Source organism: Telluria sp. B2 (genome assembly GCF_051789535.1).
In the GTDB taxonomy this organism is placed as follows: Bacteria; Pseudomonadota; Gammaproteobacteria; order Burkholderiales; family Burkholderiaceae_D; genus Telluria.
Genome location: NZ_CP196525.1, coordinates 4,014,088 through 4,034,908, shown reverse-complemented (window position 1 = coordinate 4,034,908; position 20,821 = coordinate 4,014,088). Strand labels below are relative to the sequence as shown.

The 20,821-nt window shown below is 67.1% G+C and carries 17 protein-coding genes and 1 pseudogene; 9 read left to right on the top strand and 9 right to left on the bottom strand.

The features are described 5' to 3' along the window. Positions 1-21 precede the first annotated feature (21 nt). Together ACSUZJ_RS17955 and ACSUZJ_RS17950 are read left to right on the top strand one after the other, a co-directional pair. Positions 22-165 (top strand): annotated as a pseudogene (locus tag ACSUZJ_RS17955) (HNH endonuclease); the annotation flags it as partial. A gap of 30 nt (positions 166-195) precedes the next feature. Then, on the top strand, positions 196-738 hold the full coding sequence (locus tag ACSUZJ_RS17950) for a hypothetical protein (RefSeq protein WP_499416680.1): 543 nt from the start codon (positions 196-198) through the stop codon (positions 736-738). Positions 739-811: 73 nt separating this feature from the next. Here the strand turns inward: ACSUZJ_RS17950 and ACSUZJ_RS17945 are convergent, their stop codons facing one another. After that, positions 812-1,504: a UPF0149 family protein gene (locus tag ACSUZJ_RS17945; RefSeq protein ID WP_499410397.1), complete on the bottom strand. Its 693-nt coding sequence runs from the start codon at positions 1,502-1,504 to the stop codon at positions 812-814. A gap of 87 nt (positions 1,505-1,591) precedes the next feature. On the opposite strand from ACSUZJ_RS17945, the gene ACSUZJ_RS17940 reads away from it, so the two are divergent. Together ACSUZJ_RS17940 and ACSUZJ_RS17935 are read left to right on the top strand one after the other, a co-directional pair. Further along, positions 1,592-2,602 (top strand): serine/threonine protein kinase, encoded by a 1,011-nt coding sequence (locus ACSUZJ_RS17940; protein ID WP_499410395.1) that lies wholly within the window; start codon positions 1,592-1,594, stop codon positions 2,600-2,602. A gap of 309 nt (positions 2,603-2,911) precedes the next feature. After that, on the top strand, positions 2,912-5,236 hold the full coding sequence (locus tag ACSUZJ_RS17935) for a coiled-coil domain-containing protein (RefSeq protein WP_499410393.1): 2,325 nt from the start codon (positions 2,912-2,914) through the stop codon (positions 5,234-5,236). A gap of 242 nt (positions 5,237-5,478) precedes the next feature. On the opposite strand, the gene ACSUZJ_RS17930 is transcribed toward ACSUZJ_RS17935, so the two are convergent. Continuing rightward, a complete protein-coding gene (locus ACSUZJ_RS17930; protein ID WP_499410391.1) occupies positions 5,479-5,898 on the bottom strand; it encodes a DUF8785 domain-containing protein in 420 nt (139 codons plus the stop codon). A 107-nt stretch (positions 5,899-6,005) separates the two neighbouring features. Continuing rightward, the gene (locus tag ACSUZJ_RS17925) at positions 6,006-7,064 is read right to left on the bottom strand and encodes a DUF475 domain-containing protein (RefSeq protein ID WP_499410389.1); all 1,059 of its coding nucleotides are present in this window, start codon (positions 7,062-7,064) and stop codon (positions 6,006-6,008) included. A 149-nt stretch (positions 7,065-7,213) separates the two neighbouring features. On the opposite strand from ACSUZJ_RS17925, the gene ACSUZJ_RS17920 reads away from it, so the two are divergent. From ACSUZJ_RS17920 to ACSUZJ_RS17910, 3 genes are all read left to right on the top strand, one after another. Beyond that, entirely contained in the window at positions 7,214-7,633 is a 420-nt protein-coding gene (locus tag ACSUZJ_RS17920; protein ID WP_499410387.1) for a divergent PAP2 family protein, read from the top strand. A gap of 266 nt (positions 7,634-7,899) precedes the next feature. Next, positions 7,900-9,066, top strand: coding sequence for an efflux RND transporter periplasmic adaptor subunit (locus ACSUZJ_RS17915; protein ID WP_499410385.1), 1,167 nt, complete (start codon positions 7,900-7,902; stop codon positions 9,064-9,066). A gap of 3 nt (positions 9,067-9,069) precedes the next feature. Further along, positions 9,070-12,330 (top strand): efflux RND transporter permease subunit, encoded by a 3,261-nt coding sequence (locus ACSUZJ_RS17910; protein WP_499410383.1) that lies wholly within the window; start codon positions 9,070-9,072, stop codon positions 12,328-12,330. Between the two features lie 254 nt (positions 12,331-12,584). Here the strand turns inward: ACSUZJ_RS17910 and ACSUZJ_RS17905 are convergent, their stop codons facing one another. Together ACSUZJ_RS17905 and ACSUZJ_RS17900 are read right to left on the bottom strand one after the other, a co-directional pair. Further along, positions 12,585-13,070: a hypothetical protein gene (locus ACSUZJ_RS17905; RefSeq protein ID WP_499410381.1), complete on the bottom strand. Its 486-nt coding sequence runs from the start codon at positions 13,068-13,070 to the stop codon at positions 12,585-12,587. A 78-nt stretch (positions 13,071-13,148) separates the two neighbouring features. After that, positions 13,149-13,571, bottom strand: coding sequence for a hypothetical protein (locus ACSUZJ_RS17900; protein WP_499410379.1), 423 nt, complete (start codon positions 13,569-13,571; stop codon positions 13,149-13,151). Between the two features lie 287 nt (positions 13,572-13,858). Between ACSUZJ_RS17900 and ACSUZJ_RS17895 the strand changes: the two genes are divergently transcribed. Beyond that, positions 13,859-14,488 carry a PEP-CTERM sorting domain-containing protein gene (locus ACSUZJ_RS17895; RefSeq protein WP_499410377.1) on the top strand — a complete coding sequence of 210 codons (630 nt, stop codon included), beginning with the start codon at positions 13,859-13,861 and terminating at the stop codon, positions 14,486-14,488. 222 nt (positions 14,489-14,710) lie between these two features. Here the strand turns inward: ACSUZJ_RS17895 and ACSUZJ_RS17890 are convergent, their stop codons facing one another. The 4 genes from ACSUZJ_RS17890 to ACSUZJ_RS17875 all read right to left on the bottom strand — a co-directional run bounded on the left by ACSUZJ_RS17890 (position 14,711) and on the right by ACSUZJ_RS17875 (position 18,709). After that, positions 14,711-15,169, bottom strand: coding sequence for a hypothetical protein (locus tag ACSUZJ_RS17890; protein WP_499410375.1), 459 nt, complete (start codon positions 15,167-15,169; stop codon positions 14,711-14,713). Between the two features lie 259 nt (positions 15,170-15,428). Continuing rightward, on the bottom strand, positions 15,429-16,421 hold the full coding sequence (locus ACSUZJ_RS17885) for an NAD(P)H-hydrate dehydratase (RefSeq protein WP_499410373.1): 993 nt from the start codon (positions 16,419-16,421) through the stop codon (positions 15,429-15,431). Between the two features lie 22 nt (positions 16,422-16,443). Next, the gene (locus ACSUZJ_RS17880; protein WP_499410371.1) at positions 16,444-17,208 is read right to left on the bottom strand and encodes a histidine phosphatase family protein; all 765 of its coding nucleotides are present in this window, start codon (positions 17,206-17,208) and stop codon (positions 16,444-16,446) included. A 100-nt stretch (positions 17,209-17,308) separates the two neighbouring features. After that, positions 17,309-18,709 carry an L-cystine transporter gene (locus ACSUZJ_RS17875; RefSeq protein ID WP_499410369.1) on the bottom strand — a complete coding sequence of 467 codons (1,401 nt, stop codon included), beginning with the start codon at positions 18,707-18,709 and terminating at the stop codon, positions 17,309-17,311. A 289-nt stretch (positions 18,710-18,998) separates the two neighbouring features. Between ACSUZJ_RS17875 and ACSUZJ_RS17870 the strand changes: the two genes are divergently transcribed. Further along, positions 18,999-20,702, top strand: a complete 1,704-nt coding sequence (locus tag ACSUZJ_RS17870) for a methyl-accepting chemotaxis protein (RefSeq protein WP_499410367.1) — start codon at positions 18,999-19,001, stop codon at positions 20,700-20,702. Positions 20,703-20,821: the final 119 nt, after the last annotated feature.

Sequence of the window (20,821 nt, the reverse complement as noted above, 5' to 3'; positions counted from 1 at the left end):
AAACGTGAAAGGACGTCGCCGATGAGCATCCCGTACGCATTGAACAGCCAGGTATTCGATGAGGAGACATGGACGTGCCACTACTGCGGAGCGCAGTTGAGCGCGGCGAGGGCGGTGGTCGATCACATCTACCCCAGGAGCCTGGGTAGGGCGACGGTTCCCGGCAACCTGCTTGTGGCGTGCTCGAAATGTAACATGAAGAAGGCCGACCGGATCATCGAGACGGTGGGGAATCCCGTTGCACGCCCGGCTGCCACCGCATGGATTCATGCCTATATCAGGTCGCCAAGAGTGACGGCCGTGATGACCTTGTCGGCGGCGGCGCTGCTTGCTGCCGCGGGTCCGCATGTCTACTCCCGGATCGCCGGCCACAAGGCCGCCGCGCCTGCGGACGACCACGATTTCACCAGGCAGGTCCGGCAACTCGACGAGACGGAAGCGAATCTGCAGGCGCTGCTGGCCTTTGTCGCGGTTCAGCGCACGCAACTGGCGCAAACGCAGGAGTCGCTCACGGTACTGCGCGAAGAAAAAACAAAGATCGAGCCTTTGCTGACTGCCGACAGGAAGATCGTGGAAGCCTTGTTTGCGGAGCAGGAGGCAAGGGCTGCGAAGGCGGTGACGAGGGAGCGGTGGATCGGTTTTGGCCTGGGGGTGATCGCGTCGATCGTGGCGACAGTGGTGGTGACGATTGCGCAGTATTTCATCCGCGCTCACAAGGCGTCGACCGCGAAGGACTAGACTACCCAGCATTCCCGGGAGCGGCGAAAACGGGAGCCGCAATAAAAAACCGGGGCAAGCCCCGGTTCCATGTTCAGGCCTGTTCGGCCCCGCAGCACTTCTTGTATTTCTTGCCGCTGCCGCAAGGGCAGTCGTCGTTGCGGCCGACCTTCGGCGCATCGTTGCGCACGGTCTCGACGGCCGGCTTCCTCAGCGGCAGCCAGTAGCGGTGGATCGCCGGCAGGTTGGCCTCGATCTCGAGCGCCAGCTGGTGGGCCTTGACCGGGTCTTCGACCAGCGGCAGTTCTTCTTCCTCGATCTCGTCGGCGCCCAGCAGGTAGAGCGGGCGCATCAGGTCGGCGACTTCGGAATCCCAGATCGGGTCCCAGGAGCCCGGGCGCAGTTCCATGCCTTCCCAGAAGCCCCAGCACCAGGCCTCGGCGTCGATCAGGGTCTGGCCCTTGTGCTCGTGCTCGCAGTAGAGCGGCTCGAATTCCTTGGGCGCGACCTCGAAGGTGATCAGGACTTCGTTCATGAAGCGCATGATCAGGTTGACGATGCGTTCCTCTTCCTTGGCGTTCTTCCACTTCGGCGCCTGCTTGCCGTCCTCGCCCCAGACGCGCGGCAGCCACTCGGCCGGCATGATGGTTTCCGGACCGATGGCGATCGCCGTCAGGTAGCCGTGCAGGGTGTCCATCGTCATCGCATCTTCCGGGCTGCGCTCGGAGAGGAGGAACTGGTCGAGTTCGTTGAATTCTTTTTCGGTGAGGGGCTGGTCGAGTTGCATGGGATGCTCTTGTTGCGGTGAAGTCGCCAGTGTAACGCCTGCGGCGGGGAGCGCACGAAAAAAAGCGCGCCGCCTTACAATGGCGTCATGGATCATCTGTCATCTTCTTCGGCGCCTTCGGGGGCGCATCCCTTCTCCGGCCTCGACCCGGACCGCGTGCTCGACGCCCTGCAGAGCGTCGGCATCTACGGCGACGGCCGCCTGCTGGCCCTGAACAGCTACGAGAACCGGGTCTACCAGGTGGGCTGCGAGGATGGGCCGCCGGTCGTGGCCAAGTTCTACCGTCCCCAGCGCTGGAGCAATGAAGCCATCCTCGAGGAGCACGCCTTCGTGGCCGAACTGGCCGAGCGCGAGGTGCCGGTGGTGCCCGCCATGACCATCGACGGCCGGACCCTGCACGAATTCGGCGGTTTCCGATTCGCCGTCTTCCCGCGCCGGGGCGGGCGCGCGCCCGAGCTGGGCGACGCCGCCACGCTCGAGTGGATCGGACGCTTCATCGGCCGCATCCATGCGGTCGGTGGACTGGCTCCCTACCGGGTGCGCCCGGCGCTGGACCGCCAGACCTTCGGGCGCGAGCCTGTCGACTACCTGCTGCGCCACGACTTCATCCCCCAGGAGCTGCGCGCCACCTGGGCCAGCGTGGCCGAGCAGGCCCTGGCCGGCGTGGCGCGCTGCTACGAACGCGCCGGCGACCTGCCGCTGCTGCGCCTGCACGGCGACTGCCACGGCGGCAACGTGCTCTGGACCGACGACGGCCCCCACTTCGTCGACTTCGACGACAGCCGCATGGGCCCGGCGGTGCAGGATTTGTGGATGCTGCTCTCGGGCGAGCGCCATGAGATGGTGCGCCAGATGAGCGACGTGCTGGCTGGCTACGAGGACTTCTGCGAATTCGACCCGCGCCAGCTCTACCTGGTGGAGGCCCTGCGCACCCTGCGCCTGATCCATTACGCGGCCTGGCTGGCGATGCGCTGGGACGACCCGGCCTTCCCGGCGGCTTTCCCCTGGTTTAATACCCAGCGCTACTGGCAGGATCGGATCCTGGAACTGCGCGAGCAGGTGGCCCTGATGGATGAGCCGCCGTTGTGGCCGGTGTAGCAAAGCTGCAAAGCTGGGGCCAAAAGCTGGGGTCAGGTCTGACAATCGCAAAAGCTGGGGTCAGGTCTGACAATCGGACACGAACTCAACTGTACGTCGGGCGCCGCTTCGATTGCAGGATGGTGTACGGGCCCGGCATGCCTGCCACGGTAGAGCCCGTGTCTAAATGTCAGACCTGAGCCCAGCTGTTCCTGCCTTTTCGAACCCCGGAATTGGGGCGTTTTTGCCGCGCAGCTCGGCGTGACACGATCCGGCCGTATCGCGGATAATGGTCAAGCGCGGCAATCCGCCCGGAACCCGAGAACCAGCATGGAACGAGACCCAGCTTCCCACGACGATACCGATTTCACGATCGACCTGCCGCCGGCGTCGGCCGAGCACGTGCCGCCCGCGGTCGCGCCGGACCGCGGCCAGCTGGAACAGGCCGCGATCAAGGAAGCGATCGCGCGCGTCGAGGCCGAGGCGAAGGCGAATGTGGCGGCGGAAAGCCGCGCCGCAGCCGAGGCCCATGCACGTGCGCTGGCCGAGGAACGCGCGGCCATGGATGCCGCCGCCGCGGCTGCCGCGCTGGCCAATGTCCAGGCCTCGGAAGAGGCGATCGAGGCCAACCGCGACCGCCTGGAAACCCTGCGCGCTGCCGCCCAGGCCACAGCCGAGCGCCTGGAAGCGATGCGCCAGGAAACGGCCGAGCTGCGCGCCCGCGTGCAACTCGATACCGAAAGCCGGCTCGCGACCGAGGCGCGCTCGCGCGCGGCCGACGAGGCGCGCCGCCGCGCCGCCGAACAGATCGAGGCCGAAGCGGCAATGGCGCTCGAAGCGGCACGCGCGGCCGAGGAATTGCTGGCCCAGGCCGAGGAGGCGCGCCGCCAGGCCGCCGAGCGCGTCGCCGCGGTACACGCGGCCCGCGAGGAAGTACTGCACAGCGCCAGCGCCGACGCTCGCGTCGCCGTGCTGGCGCGCGAGCGCGAACGGGCCGAGAAGGCCGCGCGCCAGACCGCCGAGAAACTGGCCCAGGCGGAAGCCGAGGCGCTCGAGCTGGCCCTGCAGCGCGAGCGCGCCGACCAGATCGCGCTGGCCTCGGCCTTCTCGCGCGCCGCCGCCGAGGCGCGCGCGCTGGAGGAAGCGCGCGCCCTGGCGCACGTCGAGCACGAACGCGAAAGCATCGCCCAGGCCCAGGCCGACTCGCAGCGGGTCGCGGCCGATACCCTGCGCACCCGCCTGCAACTCGAGAAGGAATTGCGCGACGCCGCCGTGCACCGCGAGCGCCTGGAACAGATGGCCGCCGCCACCGCCGAGGCGCGGCGCGAAGCCGAAGCCCGGATCGTCGCCGCCACCGAGGCGCGCATCGAGGCCGACCGCAAGCTGCGCGAAACCGCCCTGGCGCGCGCCCGCGCCGAGGAAGAAGCCGGATTGCAGGTCGAGGCGCGCCTGCAGGCCGAGGCGCAGGCGGCCCAGCAGGCGCAGGAGCGCGCCGCCGCCGATCGCGCGGCCCAGGAAGCGGCCCAGCGCCAGGCCGACGAAGAGCAACGCGCGCGCACGCTGCTTGAAGAACGTGCGGCCCAGGCCCAGGCCCTGTTTGAAGCGCGTGCCGCCGAGAACGCGGCGGAAGAAGCGGCAGCGGCCCTGGCGGCCGAGCAGGCGGCGCTGCAGCGTGAAGCCGCCAGCCTGGCCGCGCGCCGCCTGGAGGAGGCCGAGCGCCTTGCGGCGGCCGAGCGCGAGCGGGCCCTGGCCGAGGAAGCGGCCCTGGCCAGCCTGCAGGAAAAGCTGGACGCCGAACGCGAACTGGCCGCCACGGCCCAGGCGCGCATCGACGCCGAACAGGCACAGGCGGCGCTGCTGCGCGACCAGCTCGCGTTCGAGAACCGCGCCCTCGAGGCGCAGCGCGCGACCCTGGAAGCCCAGCGCGAAGCGGCGAACAAGGCGTTCGAACAGGCTGCCAGCGAAGCCGCCGCCGCGGCGGCGGCCCGTGCCGAGGCGGCAGCGGCGGCGGAGCTGGCGCGCATGCAGGCAGAGCGTGCGGAAACGGAACAGGCAAGGCTGGCGGCGACGGATGCGGCGGCCCAGGCCGAACGGGAAGCGGCCGAGGCGGCGCGCGAATCGCTGGCGCTGCTGGAGCAGAAGCTGGCGGCCCAGCGCCAGCAGGCCGACGCCGAAGCGCGCGCCAACGCGGCAGCGGCGGCGCGCCTCGCTTCCGAGCAGGCTGCGGCGGAAAGCGCGCGCCTGCGCGCCGAGGCCGAGGAAGAGGCGGCCCGACTTGCCGCCGAACGGGAAGCGGCCGAACGTGCGGCGGCCCAGTCGGCCCTCGAAAAACGCGAGGCCCAGCGCGCGCTGCTGGAACACGCCCAGGCCCACGCCGAGATGCAGCGCCGCACCGCCGCGACCACCCAGCAGATGGCCGACGCGCGCCGCGAACTGCTGGAACTGGAAACGAAGCGGCTGGAAGAGCAGGCCGCCGAACTGTCGGCGACCGAGGACGCGATCAACGAGCGCAAGGCCGAAGCCCATCAGCGCGCGGCGTCCGAGAACATCACGCGCGAGGTGCTGGGGCGGCTGAAGAAGCAGCCCTCGGCGCAGCAGGCCGCGGCGCGCCTGGCCGAGGTGATCATGGCGCAGCGGCGCAGCAACGGGGAGTAAGGGACGGGTTTGCCTTGTAGGGTGGACGCGGCCGGCGTAAACACCTGTGTCCACGCTGTATCGCCATCCGCGTAGACGCGGCTCGTCTGGAATGCCGGCTTGCGCGCGCATCGATGCGATGCCGATGCCGGCGTCACGCACCCGTACCATACCGCGTGGACACAGGTGCCCACCCTACGGTCGACTGCACGACCTTGATATGCGCCACCTCTCAATTATGGCGCATTGATATCGGAAAGGTATTACTGCGCCACGGCCGGCGCATCGCTCGGCGCCACCGGATTGACCGGGCCGGTATTCACGGTCGTCACGAAATACTCGGTCTCGCCGAAGCAGCTGGTCGGCACGCCGCGGTGCTGTTCGTAGCTGATCTCCACGCGCTGGCCCATGGTCGACTGGAGTTTCTGCACCAGGCCGTCGTCGCGCACGGTGAAGGCGAAACGCTCGGGAATTGCGCCGGGCATGCTCGAGAGCAGGATCTCGCCTTCCCAGGTCTTGCACAGCCAGCCCTTCTTCGAGAACTTCTGCAGGTAGCCGGCGCGGGTGCCTTCGGAATACGACCAGGTCAGGGTGAACCAGGTATATAAACCGAGCACCACGACCAGGGCGGCGATCACGGACAGCAGGATGGGAAGAACGCGGCGGGGCAGGGCAGTCGGCATGGTGTGCTTGATGGTCTGGGTTGAGTGAACGAAGGCGCGCGGTATCCGCGCGGCGCCCATTCTGCCATGGCCGCGCGGATTGTCAAAACGGCAGGCTTAAGCCTTCCTTAGGCCACGCCCACGCTGTCCCTTTCCTCTTCGGCTTCCATGCGCTTGCGGTAGCGTACGGAAGACCAGAGCGACACCAGGATGAAGGCCAGCCCCGACAGGCCGGTGAACCACTCCGGAATATGGAAGTGCACGCTGGCGAACATGATCAGGGCCAGGATGCCGATCGCGTAGTGGGCGCCGTGCTCCAGGAACACGAATTCCTGCAGCGTGCCCTTGTAGACCAGGAACACCGTCATCGAGCGCACGAACATCGCGCCGATCGCGAGGCCCAGCATGATGATGACCACGTCGTTGGTGATCGCGAAGGCGCCGATCACGCCGTCGAAGCTGAACGAGGCATCCAGCACTTCGAGGTAGAGGAAGCCGCCGATGCTGCCCTGGGAAATCATCTTGCCGACCGTCGGATCGGATTCCTCTTCCTCGAGCAGGCCGCTGATCCAGTTCACGCCGATGTAGATCAGCACCCCGACCACGCCGGAGATGAGCACGGCCAGCTTGCGTGCCGGCGGCATCAGCGACATGGCGAAGAACACGGCGAGCAGGGTGAGCAGCACCGCCAGGCCCTCGGTCCCGTACTTGCCGACTTTTTCCTCGATCCAGCCCAGCCAGTGCAATTCCTTTTCCTCGTCGAACAGGAAGTTCAGGAAGACCAGCATCAGGAAGGCGCCGCCGAAGGCCGAGACCTCGGCGTGGTGCTCGGTCAGGTGGCGCGAATACTCCTTCGGGGTCTCGATCGCCATGTTCCACACGTCCGTCAGGCCGAGACCGGTGGCGACCGAGACGATTACCAGCGGGAACAGCAGGCGCATGCCGAACACCGCGACCAGGATGCCGACGGTCAGGAACAATTTGCGCCAGAATTCGTTCCAGTGCCGCAGCACGGACGCGTTCACGACGGCGTTATCGAACGACAGCGATACCTCGAGCACGCCCAGCACCGCCGTGATCCACAGCGCGGACAGCAGACCCGAAACCCCGCCATGCTCGTAGCCCCACCAGCCCGCCAGGGCCATGAGCACGATGGTGACTGCAAAAGACAGTCGGAAATGACGCATGGTGTCCTCTTTCTATTCTGAAAATTGGTTGAAATGCCACAGTTTTCAGGCATCTTACCCGGATGGAGGGGGAGGGCGGCGCAGCGCAGGTCGCCCCGGCACCTGGCTTCTGCCATAATTCTGCCCGGCATTAATTTTTTGGAATATTCATGGACTTCACTTACCTCATCACGCCATTCCTGACCTGGCTCGTCGTCGGTCCGATCAAGTTCCTGATCAACAGCGCGCGCCAGCGGCGCTGGGCCTTCAACCTGGTCGGCAACGGCGGCTTCCCGAGCAACCACAGCTCGGTCGTCACCAGCATGGCGACCCTGATCGCGTTGCGCGAGGGGATGGGGCACCCGGCCTTCGGCGTGGCCGTCACCCTGGCCTTCATCGTGATGATCGACGCCAACAGCCTGCGCCAGCACGTCGGCCGCCAGGCCGCCGCCATCAACCGCCTGGCGGTGGATGTCACCGGGCATCAGATCCTGCGCGAACGCATGGGCCACACCCTGGTCGAAATCTGCGGCGGCATCGTCACCGGCATCGGCATGGGTTTCCTGGTCTACCACCTGTTCGTCGCGTAAGGCCAGCATGGCCGCACCGCCCGGCCGGGTGGCGGCCTGGCGCCTGCAGCCGCCGCGCGTCCGCGGACGTCCACAGGTTGTCCGCGAAGGCCGCGTTTCGTCCGGCGCCTGTGCAGCCCATCGCACCAGGACGCAGTTCATCCATCGAAAACCACAGTGCGCAGGAACGTCAATTGACTGGTGGGTCTGGCTCCCGGATACTGCGCGCTGGTGAAATCCCCCTTCTAAAAATACATAAGCTCAAGCGTCCATTGGAGAGACACAACATGCTGCGCAACACTCTACTCGTCCTTGCCATGGCATCGGCCCTCGCCGCCTGCAACAAGGAGGCGAAGGACCCGGCCAGGACCGGCTCGGAAGCCGCCGCCCAGGCCAGGAAGGACGGCAAGCCCAGCCAGTTGCTGGTCGCGCCCGAGGACTTGCTGACGGTGCGCAGTGATGCGCTGTCCTCCGGCCCGGTGATCACCGGCTCGATCCAGCCGGAACGCCGCGCCGACCTGCGCGCGGAAGTCTCGGCCGTGGTGCTCCAGGTCCTGAAGGAGAACGGCGAGCCGGTCAAGCGCGGCGACCTGCTGGTCAAGCTCGATGAGACCGCGATCCGCGATTCCCTGCTGTCGGCCGACGAGGCCGTGCGCGCGGCCGCCCAGGCGCTCGACCAGGCCAACCGCCAGCTCGAACGCCTCAAGACCCTGCGCGCCTCGGGCATGACCTCGGCCGCGGCCTTCGACGAAGCCGAAGTGCGCCGCAACAGCGCCCAGAGCGAATTGTCGGCCGCCAAGAGCCGCGCCGCCACTGCGCGTCAGCAACTGGCCCGCACCCAGGTGCGCGCGCCTTTCGACGGCATCGTCAGCGACCGCAAGGTGTCCGCCGGCGACACCGCGACCATCGGCAAGGAACTGGTCAAGGTCATCGATCCGAACAGCATGCGCTTCGAGGGCCGCGTGTCGACCGACAAGATCAGCCTGGTCAAGGTCGGCCAGCCGGTCAAGTTCCACATCAACGGCTACGGCAACCAGCAGTTCGCCGGCACGGTCAAGCGCATCGATCCTTCCGCCAACGACATCACGCGCCAGGTCGAGGTGCTGGTTGGCCTGACTGGCGAACAACCGCGCGTGGCCGGCCTGTACGCCGAGGGGCGCATCGACGCCGAAACCTCGGACGCCCTGATGCTGCCGGAAAGCGCCATCGTGCGCAACGGCGACGAAACCTATACCTGGCGCGTCAAGGGCGCTACGCTGTCCAGGGTGAACCTGCAGGTCGGCATGCGCGACCAGCGCACCGGCAACTTCGAGATCAAGGCGGGTCTCGCCGCCGGCGACACCGTGCTGCGCAGCCCGAGCTCGAACCTGAAGGATGGCCAGAAGGTCGAAATGGCCACGGCCCGCGTGGCCAGCGCGGGTACGGCAACTGCGCAGCAGCCTAAAGGGAAATAAGCCATGTTCCTGTCCAATTTCAGTGTCAAGAAGCCGATCGCGACGATCGTGCTGATCCTGGGCATGATGTGCATCGGCTTGCTGGCCCTGTCGAAGCTGCGCGTCAACCAGAATCCCGACGTCGACATCCCGGTGATCGTGGTCAACGTCCCGTATCCGGGCGCCTCGCCGGAAACGGCCGAGCGCGAGATCATCGACCGCCTGGAAAAGCAGATGCAGAGCGTGCAGGGCGTGACCGAGGTCACTTCCTACGCCAACGAAGGCAGCGCCACCCTGGTGCTCGAGTTCGACTTCAAGCGCAACCTGATCGAAGCCTCGGACGACGTGCGCAACGCCATCTCGGCGGTGCGCTACAAGCTGCCGACGGAGATGCGCGAGCCCATCCTGCGCCGCGTCGACCCGGCGGCCCAGCCGATCATGCAGCTGGCGCTGTCTTCCACCAGCCAGAGCCACGCGACGATCTCGCGCCTGGCCGAGGACGTGCTGGCCGACCGCTTCCGCGCCATCGACGGCGTGTCCACCGTCAACGTGAACGGCTCGCTGCGGCGCGAGCTGTCGGTGCTGCTGCGCGCCGACAAGCTGCGCGAGTACAACGTCTCGGTCACCGAAGTGACCAATGCCCTGCGCAACCAGAACACCAATGCCCCGGTGGGCAAGGTGCGCGGCGTGCTCGACGAGAAGGGCATCCGCCTGATTGGCCGTATCGAACGTCCTGAGGACTTTTCCCAGATCGTGGTCAAACGCAATGGCGAGACCATCGTGCGCCTGAACCAGGTGGCCGAGATCCAGGACGGCTTCGCCGACATCGACAGTGCTTCGATCCACAGCGGCAATCCGAACGTCGGCATCTCGATCGTGCGCACCCGCGACGCCTCGACCGTGTCGATCGCCAAGCGCGTGCGCGAGCTGGTCGCTGAAGTCAACAAGGAACTGCCGCAGGGCACGACGCTTTCCATCACGCGCGACGGCGGCGAAGAAGCCCAGAGCAGCCTGAACAACGTGATCGAGTCGCTCGTCTTCGGCGCGGTGCTGACCGTGTTCGTGGTCTACGCCTTCCTGAATTCCTGGCGCTCGACCCTGATCACGGCGCTGTCGCTGCCGACCTCGGTGCTGGCGGCCTTCATCGCGGTCTGGCTGTGCGGCTTCACCCTGAACTTCATGACCCTGCTCGGCCTGTCGCTGGCGATCGGCGTGCTGATCGACGACGCCATCGTGGTGCGGGAAAATATCGTCCGCCACATGGAAAACGGCGCCGACCGCCGCACCGCGGCCCTGGTCGGCACTTCCGAGATCGGCATGGCGGTGGCCGCCACGACCTTCTCGATCATGGCCGTGTTCATCCCGGTGGCCTTCATGCCGGGCATCGCCGGCGAATGGTTCCGTCCCTTCGCGCTGACCGTGACCTGCTCGGTGCTGGTGTCGCTGTTCATCTCGTTCACGCTCGACCCGATGCTGTCGGCCTACTGGGGCGACCCGCCGGGCCACCACCTGGAGCCGAAGAAGGGCCTGTCGAAAGTGCTGGGCCGCTTCAACGCCTGGTTCGACCGCCTGGCCGGGCGCTACGGCAACGTGATCGCCTGGGCGCTGCACCACCGCCGCTGGATGGGCGTGATCGCCTTTGCCAGTTTCGCCGCGGCGATCGCCCTGCAAAGCAGCTTCGGGGGCACCAGCTTCCTGCCCAAGGGTGACGGCAACAAGATCATGATCGAGGTGCGCACTCCGGCTTCCTCGAGCCTGGAGTTCGCGCGCCTGAAGATGGAGCAGGCGGCCCAGCTGGCGCGCACGCTGCCGGAAACGCGCGCCACCGACAGCGTGATCAAGCCGAGCGGCGGCTCGATCTACATCGAGATCGGCAAGCGCAACACGCGCAGCCGCAGCGCTTCCGAGATCGGCGCCGAGCTGCGCGAAAAGGTCGGCCGCCTGGTGGGCGCCGAGTACACCGTGCTCGACGACCTCTCCGGCGGCGGCAAGCCGGTGCAGATCGAATTCACCGGCAGCGATTCGCGCAAGCTGATGGAGCTGACCACGGCCTACATGGAGAAGCTGCGCCAGGTGCCGGGCGCGGTCGACGTCACGCTGTCGCAGCAGGACCCGAAGGACGAGCTGCAGATCGAACTCGACCGCGGCCTGGCCAATTCCATGGGCGTTTCGGTCGGCGACGCCGCCACCGCCCTGCGCGTGGCCTTTGCCGGCATCGAGGTCGGCGACTGGGTCGACCCGACCGGCGAGACGCGCGACGTCGCGGTGCGCCTGCACCCGGAAGACCGCGTCAGCATCGAGAACATCGAGCGCCTGCCGATCGCGATCGCCGGCACCAACACCATGGTGCCGCTGGAACAGATCGCGCGCATCAGCATGGGCAAGGGGCCCTCGGAGATCGTGCACAAGGACGGCAAGCGCGTGATCACGGTCTCGGCCAACGCCCAGGGGCGCTCGAACGGCGAAGTGACGGAAGATGCGATGAAGCTGGCGCGCAGCTTCGACTTCCCGCCGGGCTATGGCCTGGCGCTGGGCGGCGCCGGCAAGGACCAGGCCGAGCTGTTCCGCGAGATGACGATCGCCCTGTTCGGCGGCATCGGCCTGATGTACCTGATCCTGGTGATGCAGTTCGGCTCCTTCACCGCGCCGCTGGGCGTGATGCTGTCGCTGCCGCTGTCGCTGATCGGCGTGGTGGTGGCCCTGCTGGTGACCCGCGGCACCCTCAACCTGATGAGCTTTATCGGCATCATCATGCTGATGGGCCTGGTGGCGAAGAACGCGATCCTGCTGCTGGAAGCGGCGCGCGCCCTGGAACACGAGGGCTATGACCGCGAGGAAGCGCTGATGAAGGCCGGCCGCGTGCGTCTGCGCCCGATCCTGATGACGACCTTCGCCCTGATCGCCGGCATGCTGCCGGTGGCCCTGGCACTCGGCCCGGACGGCAAGTTCTACCAGCCGCTGGCAGTGGCGATCATCGGCGGCACCATCACCTCGACGCTGCTGACCCTGCTGGTCGTGCCGACCTTCTACGACAGCATCGAGATCGCCCGCGAACGCATGGCCGCCAAGTTCCACCGCCGCGCCGAACGCTGGCATGTGCTGCCGGCCTTCGTCGTCACCTTCGTCGAGGCGATCCTGACGATCGTGCTGGTGCGCTTCGTGTTCCGCATGATCATGCGCCTGGTCGGTTTCGCCACCGGCCGCGGCCGCGGTCCGGGTGCGGGCGCGGACCAGGCCGTGCCGCTGACGAAGATGCCGCCGGCGAAGGTCACCGAAGGCGCCTGATGCCTGGCGCGGCCTGCGTTGGCCGGAAAAAAGAGCTACAAAGAAGAGCCATAAGAAAGCGCTACAAAAAAGAGCCCGCTTGATGCGGGCTCTTTTTTTTGCGCGTGCGGGGCAGTCGTAGGGTGGGCACTCCGTGCCCACGCGTTACGTGCGCGTCCTTTCTGCGTTGGCCGGCATTGATCGCCCACCAACTTCAACCTTGGCCCGGTGTTGCGCTCGCGGCCGGCCTGCGCAAGCCGGAGCCGGGCCGACGATCAGCGGGTACGCTCGGCGTCGCCTTCGCCCTTGCGGGTAGCGGTCGGACCGGTGCCGGTACTGTCGCCGGTGTGGCCGGCGGCCTTGGTGCCTTCCTGCGGCGCCGGCGCCATCGGGGCGCCGCCCGGGTTGGCGCCGCCGGTGGTGGAACCGCCGGGGCCGACCGCTTCGGCGCCGCTGAAGCCGCTGGCGCCGCCGATGGCGCCCGGCACGTTCTCTCGCGCGCCGCGTTCGTGCTCGCCCACGGTGCGCGGGGTGATGTTGTTGTTGTATTCCCCGCCAGGAAGGCCGGGTGCGCCCGAGTTGCTCGTTGCGCCGGCAACGCCTTCGGCGCCGCCCTGGCCCTGGCCTTCCACGCGATTGGTGATCTGGGCGCCGTCACCGGCGCCGCCCTGGCCCGAATCTTCCTTCTTGCAACCGCCGAGCACGGCGGCAAGCAGCACGGTGGAGAGTACGATGGTAGGGAAAGTGCGTGTCTTCTTCATGGTGTTTCCTTGTCCTTGACTGGTGATCCGGCTGGGCCGCTGCCGGAGCTTCGGCGAGCCGGGCGGCCCTGGCTTTGCTTACTGGCCGGTGGTCGTGGTGCCGGCGCCGGTGTCCTGCGTATTGGCGCCCGTGCCCGTGCCCGTACCGGTTGCAACGCCCGTGCCGGTGTTGCCGGCGGCGGTCGTGCCGGTGCTGCCCGCCATGCCGGCGCCGGTGGTGTTGCCGGCCGCGCCAGTGGTGGTCTCTTGCGCGCCGGCGTTCGTGGTGTCGCCACCGGTCGAGCTCATGCCGCCGTTCTGGGTGGCCGTGACATCGTCGGTGCCGCTGGCGGTGCTGCCGGTGCCGCCGCTCAGGCCGGCGCTGCTGCTGGTGCTCGCGCCCTCGATCACGGGAGTGGTGCCGGTAGCCTGTTCGGCGTCGTCCTTGCGGCAGCCACCGAGCAGGGCGGCGAGGACGGCGGTGGCCAGGACGATTTTCGGTAGCGAAGTCGTGCGGTTCATGGTGGTATTCCTTATCGATGTGTAGTGGGGTGTCGCAGCAGTGCCGCGGTTGTTGCCATTCTGGAGTGGCAGGGTCCTCCGTTCCGTGCGCGGTCCAACGTTCGGAGAAAAAGGGCGGAGGGCAGGCTTGATGTGTCGTCGGAAAGGCAGCGCAGCAGAGGAGGGGCACAGATGCTTGGGCTGCAATTTTTATAACAAAAGATCAATTATTTGTTGTAAAAATGAAAAACCAGTGTATATTTACAATTCCTTTGTCTATTTTATAAATAACTGAGAGGGTCTATCTGATGTCCATATGCTTTCGCAATCCCCGCATCCTGGCGGCTGCTGTACTGATGGCCTGTGCTTCCGTTTCGACCCAGGCGGCCCCGATCTTTACCGACGGTACCACCACGACGGTGAGAGAAGTGACCTACAAGTCGCAGTTCCAGGGCGATGTACTCACCCTGTCGATCTTCACCGACGAGGCCATCGGGACGTTGACGGGAATTGACAGCCTGCGGAGCCTGGTGTTTTCCAGCATGCGGCCTTCTGGCCAGGCGAACCGCTTCTTTACGCTGGACGGCGCCAGCATGACGGGGTCGTCGACGCAGGATGGCGTGGCATGCGGCGGCAGCAATGGCGGCGGTCAAATCTGTTTTGAGGAACTGAACGACACACTCGTGGCCGGTAGCCCACTGGTCTACAAGATCAATTTCGACTACTCGGGTCCCAGCATCGACTTCGACGATTTCAATGTGCGGGCAACGTTCACCGGTCAACGCCTGAACGCCAATGGCCGGGTCGTTAAATTCCAGGCTGCCGAAACGGCGCGGCTGAATGCGACCGAAGTTCCTGAGCCAGCCTCCCTGGCCATGCTCGGACTCGGCCTGGGCCTGGCAAGCATCAGCCGGCGCAGCAAGATGCGGGCAGCGTAAAGCACCGACCTGCAGTCGGGGACGATGTCGCGAACAAAGAAAGGGTGAGGAAATGGTGCGCCCGTGACAGGGACGCCATAGAAACGCACGCTGGACACGCGCGCGACAGGAAAGCACGTAAATAGACACGCCGCGCCGGCCTGGATGCCGGCGGCGTAGTGCCACGAACGAAACGGCAGAGCCCGCGGAACGGGCCCTGCTGATCGGTGAAGCGAGGCCGGATTAGCGGCCAGTAGTGCCCGACGAATCGGTGCTGCCGGAGGTGCCGCTCGAACCGGTGGTGCCAGTCGTGCCCGAGGTGCCGCTGGAGCCGGTGCCGGTAGCGCCAGTGCCGGTTGCGCCGGTGCCGGTGGTGTCGCCGGTGGTGCCGGTTGCGCCCGTGCCAGTGCCGGTTGCGCCGGTGCCGGTGGTATCGCCGGTGGTGCCGGTTGCGCCCGTGCCGGTGCCGGTTGCGCCGGTGCCGGTGGTGTCGCCGGTGGTGCCAGTGCCGGTTGCGCCGGTGCCGGTATCACCCGTGGTGCCGGTGGTGCCGCTGGTGCCCGACGTCGAGCTCGGCGCGGTTGCCGAGGTGTCGCCGGCGCCGCCGGTGCCGGCGGTGTCGTTCTTCTTGCATGCACCCAGCATGGTTGCCAGGAGGGCTGCGGTCAGCAGGATTTTTGGTGCTTTGGTCATTGCGCTCATTGTTTATACTCCTCGTTCACGTCTATCTTGTGCCGTCGTCTCCAGGTGAGGCGCTGGAGGGGTAACGGCGCCAGTTCAGTCCCACCATGGAGCTTCGTTGGGCCCATTGGCGAAACGCTCAGGGAACCGACGCAACACGCGGCCCCGTTCGGTGCACGAATCCGACTGTAAAAATTAGACTGGCATCCTTACCGCCAGTTCGTCGCATTGTGCACATCTTGCTTTATTCCGCGATACCACTAGCGGAGTTTGATGCCGGTCAAACGGATTCCCGTCCAACCGTTTCCCCCGGCGTTTGCCGGATGGCCGTTGCGCCGCCGGCCCGCGAGCCGGCGACAGATTCGAGCAGGGCGGGGATCTCGTTGGGGATCTCCCGCGCCAGGTAACCGAGTACGCCCATGCGTTCGGCCAGGCGTTCGCCGGCGCGCGCATGCAGCGCGACGCCCCAGCAGGCCGCCTGTTCCAGCGTGGCGCCGCGCGCCGCCAGGCCGGTGATGATGCCGGCCAGCGTGTCGCCCGAGCCGGACACGCCCAGGCCGACGTTGCCGCCTTCGTGCTGCCACAGCTCGCCCTTGGGCGAGGCGATGACGGTGCGTGCGCCCTTGAGCGCGACGACGGCGTTCCATTCGCTTGCTGCGGCCAGGGCCCGCGCGTCCGGTCCGGACACGATCTCGGGCTTGGCGACGCCGGTCAGGTGCGCCATCTCGCCGCAGTGCGGCGTGACGATGACGGGCTGCTCGAAGCGGTAGGCCTGGTTCGGGTCCCAGCCGGGCGGCGCGTGCAGCAGCGTGCCCATGGCGCAGGCGTCGAGCACCACGGCGGTATTGCTGCCCTGCAGGCGCTCGAGCAGGCCGTGCACCAGCTCGGCGGCGGCGGCCTCGTCCTGCATGCCCGGGCCGATCAGCACCGCGCTGACGCGGTCGGCCAGCGGGTCGAGGCGGGCGATGGCCTCGCGCTGGAAACCGCCGGCTTCGGTCTCGGCCAGGCCGATCACGCGCGCCTCGGGCATCGCCAGCGCCACCAGCTGGGCGACGCTGGCCCCGGTGGCGATGGTGAGCTTGCCGGCGCCGGCGCGCAGGGCGGCGGTGGCGGCGAGGATGACGGCGCCGGGCATCTCGCGCGAGCCGCCCAGCACCAGCACGTGGCCGCGTACTTCCTTGTCGCTGTCCTCGCCGGGCATCGGCAGGGGCCAGGCGCGCAGCAGGTCGGTGGTGACGTCGTGCATGGCGGGTGCGCTGTGGATGGCGTTCATGGATGGGCGGTCAGGTTCGGCGTCAGGCCTTCGGGGCCGTCGGCACGTCCTTGCCGACCGTGACCGGCGTGCCGCTGGCCTCGAGCGGCGCGACGAAGTTGACGAGACGCACCACCAGCTTGCCGCGCTTGCCGGCGCTGGGGTCGAAGGCGTAGGAGGTGACCGAGCAGTTCGGCACGTCGCCGGCGCGGTCGAAAGCCAGGATGCTGGCTTCGTCGAGGCGCTCGATCAGATAGCGGAAGCAGTTGACGATGACCTGGTGGGCGACGATCAGCACGCGCTCCCCGCAGTATTCGCGGGTGATGGTGTCGAGCACGCTGCGCAGGCGCAGGATGACGTCGCACCAGCTCTCGCCACCGGGCGGGCGGAAATAGAACTTGCCGACGTGCTGGCGCTGGGCGTAGAGCTCGGGGTACTTGTGCGCAATGCCGTGCGTGGTAAGACGGTCGAGGATGCCGAACTCCTTTTCGCGCAGGCGCTCGTCGGCCACCACCGCCAGCATGGAATCGCGCTCGAGGCGGCGCAGCAGGATGTTCGCGGTCTCGGCGGCGCGCACGTAGGGCGAGTGCAGGACCACGGTCGGACGCTCGTTCGGCGCCAGCGCGGCGAACCAGGAGGCGAGGGCCTGGGACTGGCGGATGCCGAGCTCGGACAGGGGCACGTCGACGTCGCGCTCGGCGATGTCGATCATGTGCCCGGCCGCGGCTTCGGCCACGTCGCGTGCGACGTTGCCTGCGCTTTGCCCGTGCCTGACCAGCCAGATTTCCTGTGGCCACTTCTGTTCCATGAGCTGCCCGTCGTTGATATTGACATGCCGTCATCATAGACGGATTCGGCAGCGGGTCAGCGCACGATACTTTTCGCTAACCAGTGGCGGAAAATGCGGGTCAGGCGGCCTGTTCTTCCCCGTCCAGATTGGTTTCCTCGTCGCTATTAAAGACCGCCATGTTGCTGGCGCCGAGGGCGCGCGAGGTCAGCGTGCCGGCGGTGATGGAGCCGCTCACGTTCAGGGCGGTGCGGCCCATGTCGATCAGGGGCTCGATCGAGATCAGGAGGCCCGCCAGCGCCACCGGCAGGTCGAGCGCGGACAGCACGATCAGCGCGGCGAAGGTGGCGCCGCCGCCGACGCCGGCCACGCCGATCGAGCCGAACATCACGATCGCCACCAGCGGCAGCAGGAAGGACAGGCTCCACGGATCGATGCCGACGGTGGGCGCGATCATCACCGCCAGCATGGCCGGGTAGATGCCGGCGCAGCCGTTCTGGCCGATGGTGGCGCCGAACGAGGCGGCGAAATTGGCGATGCCCTCGGGCGTGCCGAGGCGGCGCGTTTGCGTGGCGACGTTCATCGGGATCGCGCCGGCGCTGGTGCGGGAAGTGAAAGCAAACACGAGCACCGGCAGGATCTTCTTCACGAAGCGCGCCGGGTTGAAGCCGGCCAGGGCGACCAGCAGCAGGTGCACGCCGAACATCAGGAACAGGGCGCTGTACGAGGCCAGCACGAAGTTCAGCAGGTTCAGGATGTCCTGCAGGCTGGAGCCGGCGACCACTTTCGTCATCAGGGCGAACACGCCGAAGGGCGTCAGGCGCAGCACCAGGGTCACCATGCGCATGACGATGGTGTGGGCGACGTGCACGAAGTGGCTGAAGGAGGCGAATTCGTTCGGCTTCTTGGCCGCGATGCCGGTCGCGGCGATGCCGACGAAGACCGAGAACAGCACCACCGCGATGGTCGAGGTCTTGCGCGCGCCGGTCATGTCGAGGAAGGGATTGGCCGGGATGAAGGACAGGATCATCGAGGGCAGGGAAATTTCCTTGGCCGTCGAGAGCGAGCCCTGCAGGTACTCCCCGCGCGCCACTTCCGCCGCCGAGGCGGTCAGGCCGACCGCCGACAGGCCGAACAGCTTGGCCATCGCGATGCCGATCACGGCGGCCACCGCGGTCGTGGCGATCAGGATGCCGATGGTGAGCGCGCTGATCTTGCCGAGCGAAGCCGCGTCGCGCAACTTGAGGATGGCGCCGACGATCGAGACCATGATCAGCGGGATCACGATCATTTGCAGCAGCTTGACGTAGCCGCTGCCGAGCACATCCAGCCAGGCATTGGTGGCGCCGACTTCCGGCGAGCCGGCGCCGTAGATCGCCTGCAGCGCGGCGCCGAGCAGCACGCCCAGGCCGAGGCCGGTGAACACGCGGCGCGTGAAGGACTGGTGGCCCGCCTGCATGCGGTAGAGCAGGAAGCACACCGCCACGGCGACGGCCAGGTTCAGGAGGATGGGAAGGGTCATGCTTGCCTCTTGTTCTCGAGCAGCTGGCTGGCCAGCTGAAATACTGATATATGCAGAAATTGCGTCGCAGCATTTTATAGGCAAACCAGCCTGGCCGCAGTGTGCGACGCCAGACAGGGCGGTGAGGAAGTGTCAATGCTTGTTGTGCCAGGACGACGAGAAACCCATGAAAGCAGTAGGGTATTAGCGAGAAAGTTTCCGTACGGATTCACTTGTTCCTATAATCAGAGGAGCCTTGGCAGGTTCCGGCCTGCCGCCCACCAACCTGTTTGCCTTTCACGGGCCCCTCATGTTCAAGAACCTCACCATCAAGACGCGCCTGATCGTCGTGCTCGCCTTCCTCGTCTTCGAGCTGATCGTCGGTTTTGCCATCGGCATCCTCAACCTGAACAAGGCGAACGGCGCGCTCGAGCTGATGTACAGCGACCGCCTGCTGGCGCTGGCCGAGCTCGACGACGTCGGCCGCCTGATCACGCTGAACCAGCTCAACCTGAGCAAGGCGATCCTGCCGGACGCCCAGGACACCGGCGCGCGGATGGACCTGGTGGAAGCCAACGCCAGGCGCATCGCGGCGCGCTGGGCCGAATACATGGCGACCGACATGCTGCCTCAGGAAAAGGCGCTGGCCGAGCGCTTCACCACCGAGCGCAAGGCCTTCCTGGAGCAGGGCCTGCAACCCGCGGTCGCCGCGATCCGGGCGCAGGACATCGCGCGCGCCGCGGGGATCGTCAACGGCGAGGCGCAGCGCCTGTTCGAACCGATGAGCAAGACCATCACCGAGCTGGTGGACATGCAGCAGCAGGCCGCCCGGGCCGACTTCGACGAGTCGCAGCGTATCTACCAGCTGGTGCTGGCGGTGTGCGTTGCCGGCCTGGTGTTCGGCGTCGTGGTGGCGACCGTGCTCGGCTGGCTGCTGGTGCGCGCCATCGTTCGTCCGCTGCAGGCGGCGGTCCAGATCGCCGGCGGCGTGGCCCAGGGCGACCTGACCCAGACCATCGAAGTGCGTTCGAACGACGAGACCGGCCGCCTGATGGCCGCGCTGAAGGACATGAACGATTCGCTGGTCGAGATCGTGACGCGGGTGCGCGCCGGCACCGACAACATCGCCACCGCCTCGAACGAGATCGCCGACGGCAACCTCGACCTGTCTTCGCGCACCGAGCAACAGGCCGGCGCGCTCGAGGAAACCGCTTCGTCGATGGAAGAGCTGACCTCGACCGTCAAGCAGAACGCCGACAATGCGCGCCAGGCCAACGTGCTGGCCGGCTCGGCCTCGGAAGTGGCGGGCAAGGGCGGCGTGGTGGTGTCCCAGGTGGTCGAGACCATGGGCGCGATCAACGCCTCGGCCAGCAAGATCGTCGAGATCATCTCGGTGATCGACGGCATCGCCTTCCAGACCAATATCCTGGCGCTGAACGCGGCCGTGGAAGCGGCCCGCGCCGGCGAGCAGGGCCGCGGCTTTGCCGTCGTGGCCGGCGAGGTGCGCAGCCTGGCCCAGCGCAGCGCCGCCGCCGCCAAGGAAATCAAGCTGCTGATCGACGATTCGGTCGAGAAGGTGCACCACGGCGCGGCCCTGGTCGACCAGGCCGGCGCGACCATGACCGAGATCGTGCACAGCGTCAGCCGCGTGACCGACATCATGGCCGAGATCAGCGCCGCCAGCCAGGAGCAGACCGCGGGCATCGAACAGGTCAACGCGGCCATCGCCCAGATGGACCAGACCACCCAGCAGAACGCGGCCCTGGTCGAAGAAGCCTCGGCGGCGGCCCAGTCGCTGCAGCAGGAAGCGACGACGCTGGCGCGCACCGTGGGCGCCTTCCGCATCGCCGAGGCCCCGCTGCATGCGGCCGCTCCGGCGCCGAAGATGGCGGCGCCACGACTGGCCAGGCCGGCAGCGCGTCCTGCGGCGGCCAAGCCGGCCGCCAGGGCTGCGAAGCCTGCCGGCCCGGCGAAGGCGCCGGCTACCGCTGGCGACGGCTGGGAAGAGTTCTGACACTTCTGTACCTTCTTGCAACACTCGGCAGTCGTAGGGTGGGCACTCCGTGCCCACGCGTTGCGTACGCATCCATTTTGCGTTGGAGGAAACATCTCGCCCGCCAACTTCAACCCCGT

Excerpts from the sequence above, each read along its gene's own strand:
- ACSUZJ_RS17900 (WP_499410379.1), bottom strand. The coding sequence starts at position 13,571 with ATGAACCGCACGACTTCGCTACCGAAAATCGTCCTGGCCACCGCCGTC.
- ACSUZJ_RS17950 (WP_499416680.1), top strand. The coding sequence starts at position 196 with ATGAAGAAGGCCGACCGGATCATCGAGACGGTGGGGAATCCCGTTGCA.
- ACSUZJ_RS17890 (WP_499410375.1), bottom strand. The coding sequence starts at position 15,169 with ATGAGCGCAATGACCAAAGCACCAAAAATCCTGCTGACCGCAGCCCTC.
- ACSUZJ_RS17880 (WP_499410371.1), bottom strand. The coding sequence starts at position 17,208 with ATGGAACAGAAGTGGCCACAGGAAATCTGGCTGGTCAGGCACGGGCAA.
- ACSUZJ_RS17930 (WP_499410391.1), bottom strand. The coding sequence starts at position 5,898 with ATGCCGACTGCCCTGCCCCGCCGCGTTCTTCCCATCCTGCTGTCCGTG.
- ACSUZJ_RS17915 (WP_499410385.1), top strand. The coding sequence starts at position 7,900 with ATGCTGCGCAACACTCTACTCGTCCTTGCCATGGCATCGGCCCTCGCC.
- ACSUZJ_RS17870 (WP_499410367.1), top strand. The coding sequence starts at position 18,999 with ATGTTCAAGAACCTCACCATCAAGACGCGCCTGATCGTCGTGCTCGCC.
- ACSUZJ_RS17885 (WP_499410373.1), bottom strand. The coding sequence starts at position 16,421 with ATGAACGCCATCCACAGCGCACCCGCCATGCACGACGTCACCACCGAC.
- ACSUZJ_RS17935 (WP_499410393.1), top strand. The coding sequence starts at position 2,912 with ATGGAACGAGACCCAGCTTCCCACGACGATACCGATTTCACGATCGAC.
- ACSUZJ_RS17875 (WP_499410369.1), bottom strand. The coding sequence starts at position 18,709 with ATGACCCTTCCCATCCTCCTGAACCTGGCCGTCGCCGTGGCGGTGTGC.
- ACSUZJ_RS17945 (WP_499410397.1), bottom strand. The coding sequence starts at position 1,504 with ATGCAACTCGACCAGCCCCTCACCGAAAAAGAATTCAACGAACTCGAC.
- ACSUZJ_RS17925 (WP_499410389.1), bottom strand. The coding sequence starts at position 7,064 with ATGCGTCATTTCCGACTGTCTTTTGCAGTCACCATCGTGCTCATGGCC.
- ACSUZJ_RS17920 (WP_499410387.1), top strand. The coding sequence starts at position 7,214 with ATGGACTTCACTTACCTCATCACGCCATTCCTGACCTGGCTCGTCGTC.
- ACSUZJ_RS17895 (WP_499410377.1), top strand. The coding sequence starts at position 13,859 with ATGTCCATATGCTTTCGCAATCCCCGCATCCTGGCGGCTGCTGTACTG.
- ACSUZJ_RS17910 (WP_499410383.1), top strand. The coding sequence starts at position 9,070 with ATGTTCCTGTCCAATTTCAGTGTCAAGAAGCCGATCGCGACGATCGTG.
- ACSUZJ_RS17905 (WP_499410381.1), bottom strand. The coding sequence starts at position 13,070 with ATGAAGAAGACACGCACTTTCCCTACCATCGTACTCTCCACCGTGCTG.
- ACSUZJ_RS17940 (WP_499410395.1), top strand. The coding sequence starts at position 1,592 with ATGGATCATCTGTCATCTTCTTCGGCGCCTTCGGGGGCGCATCCCTTC.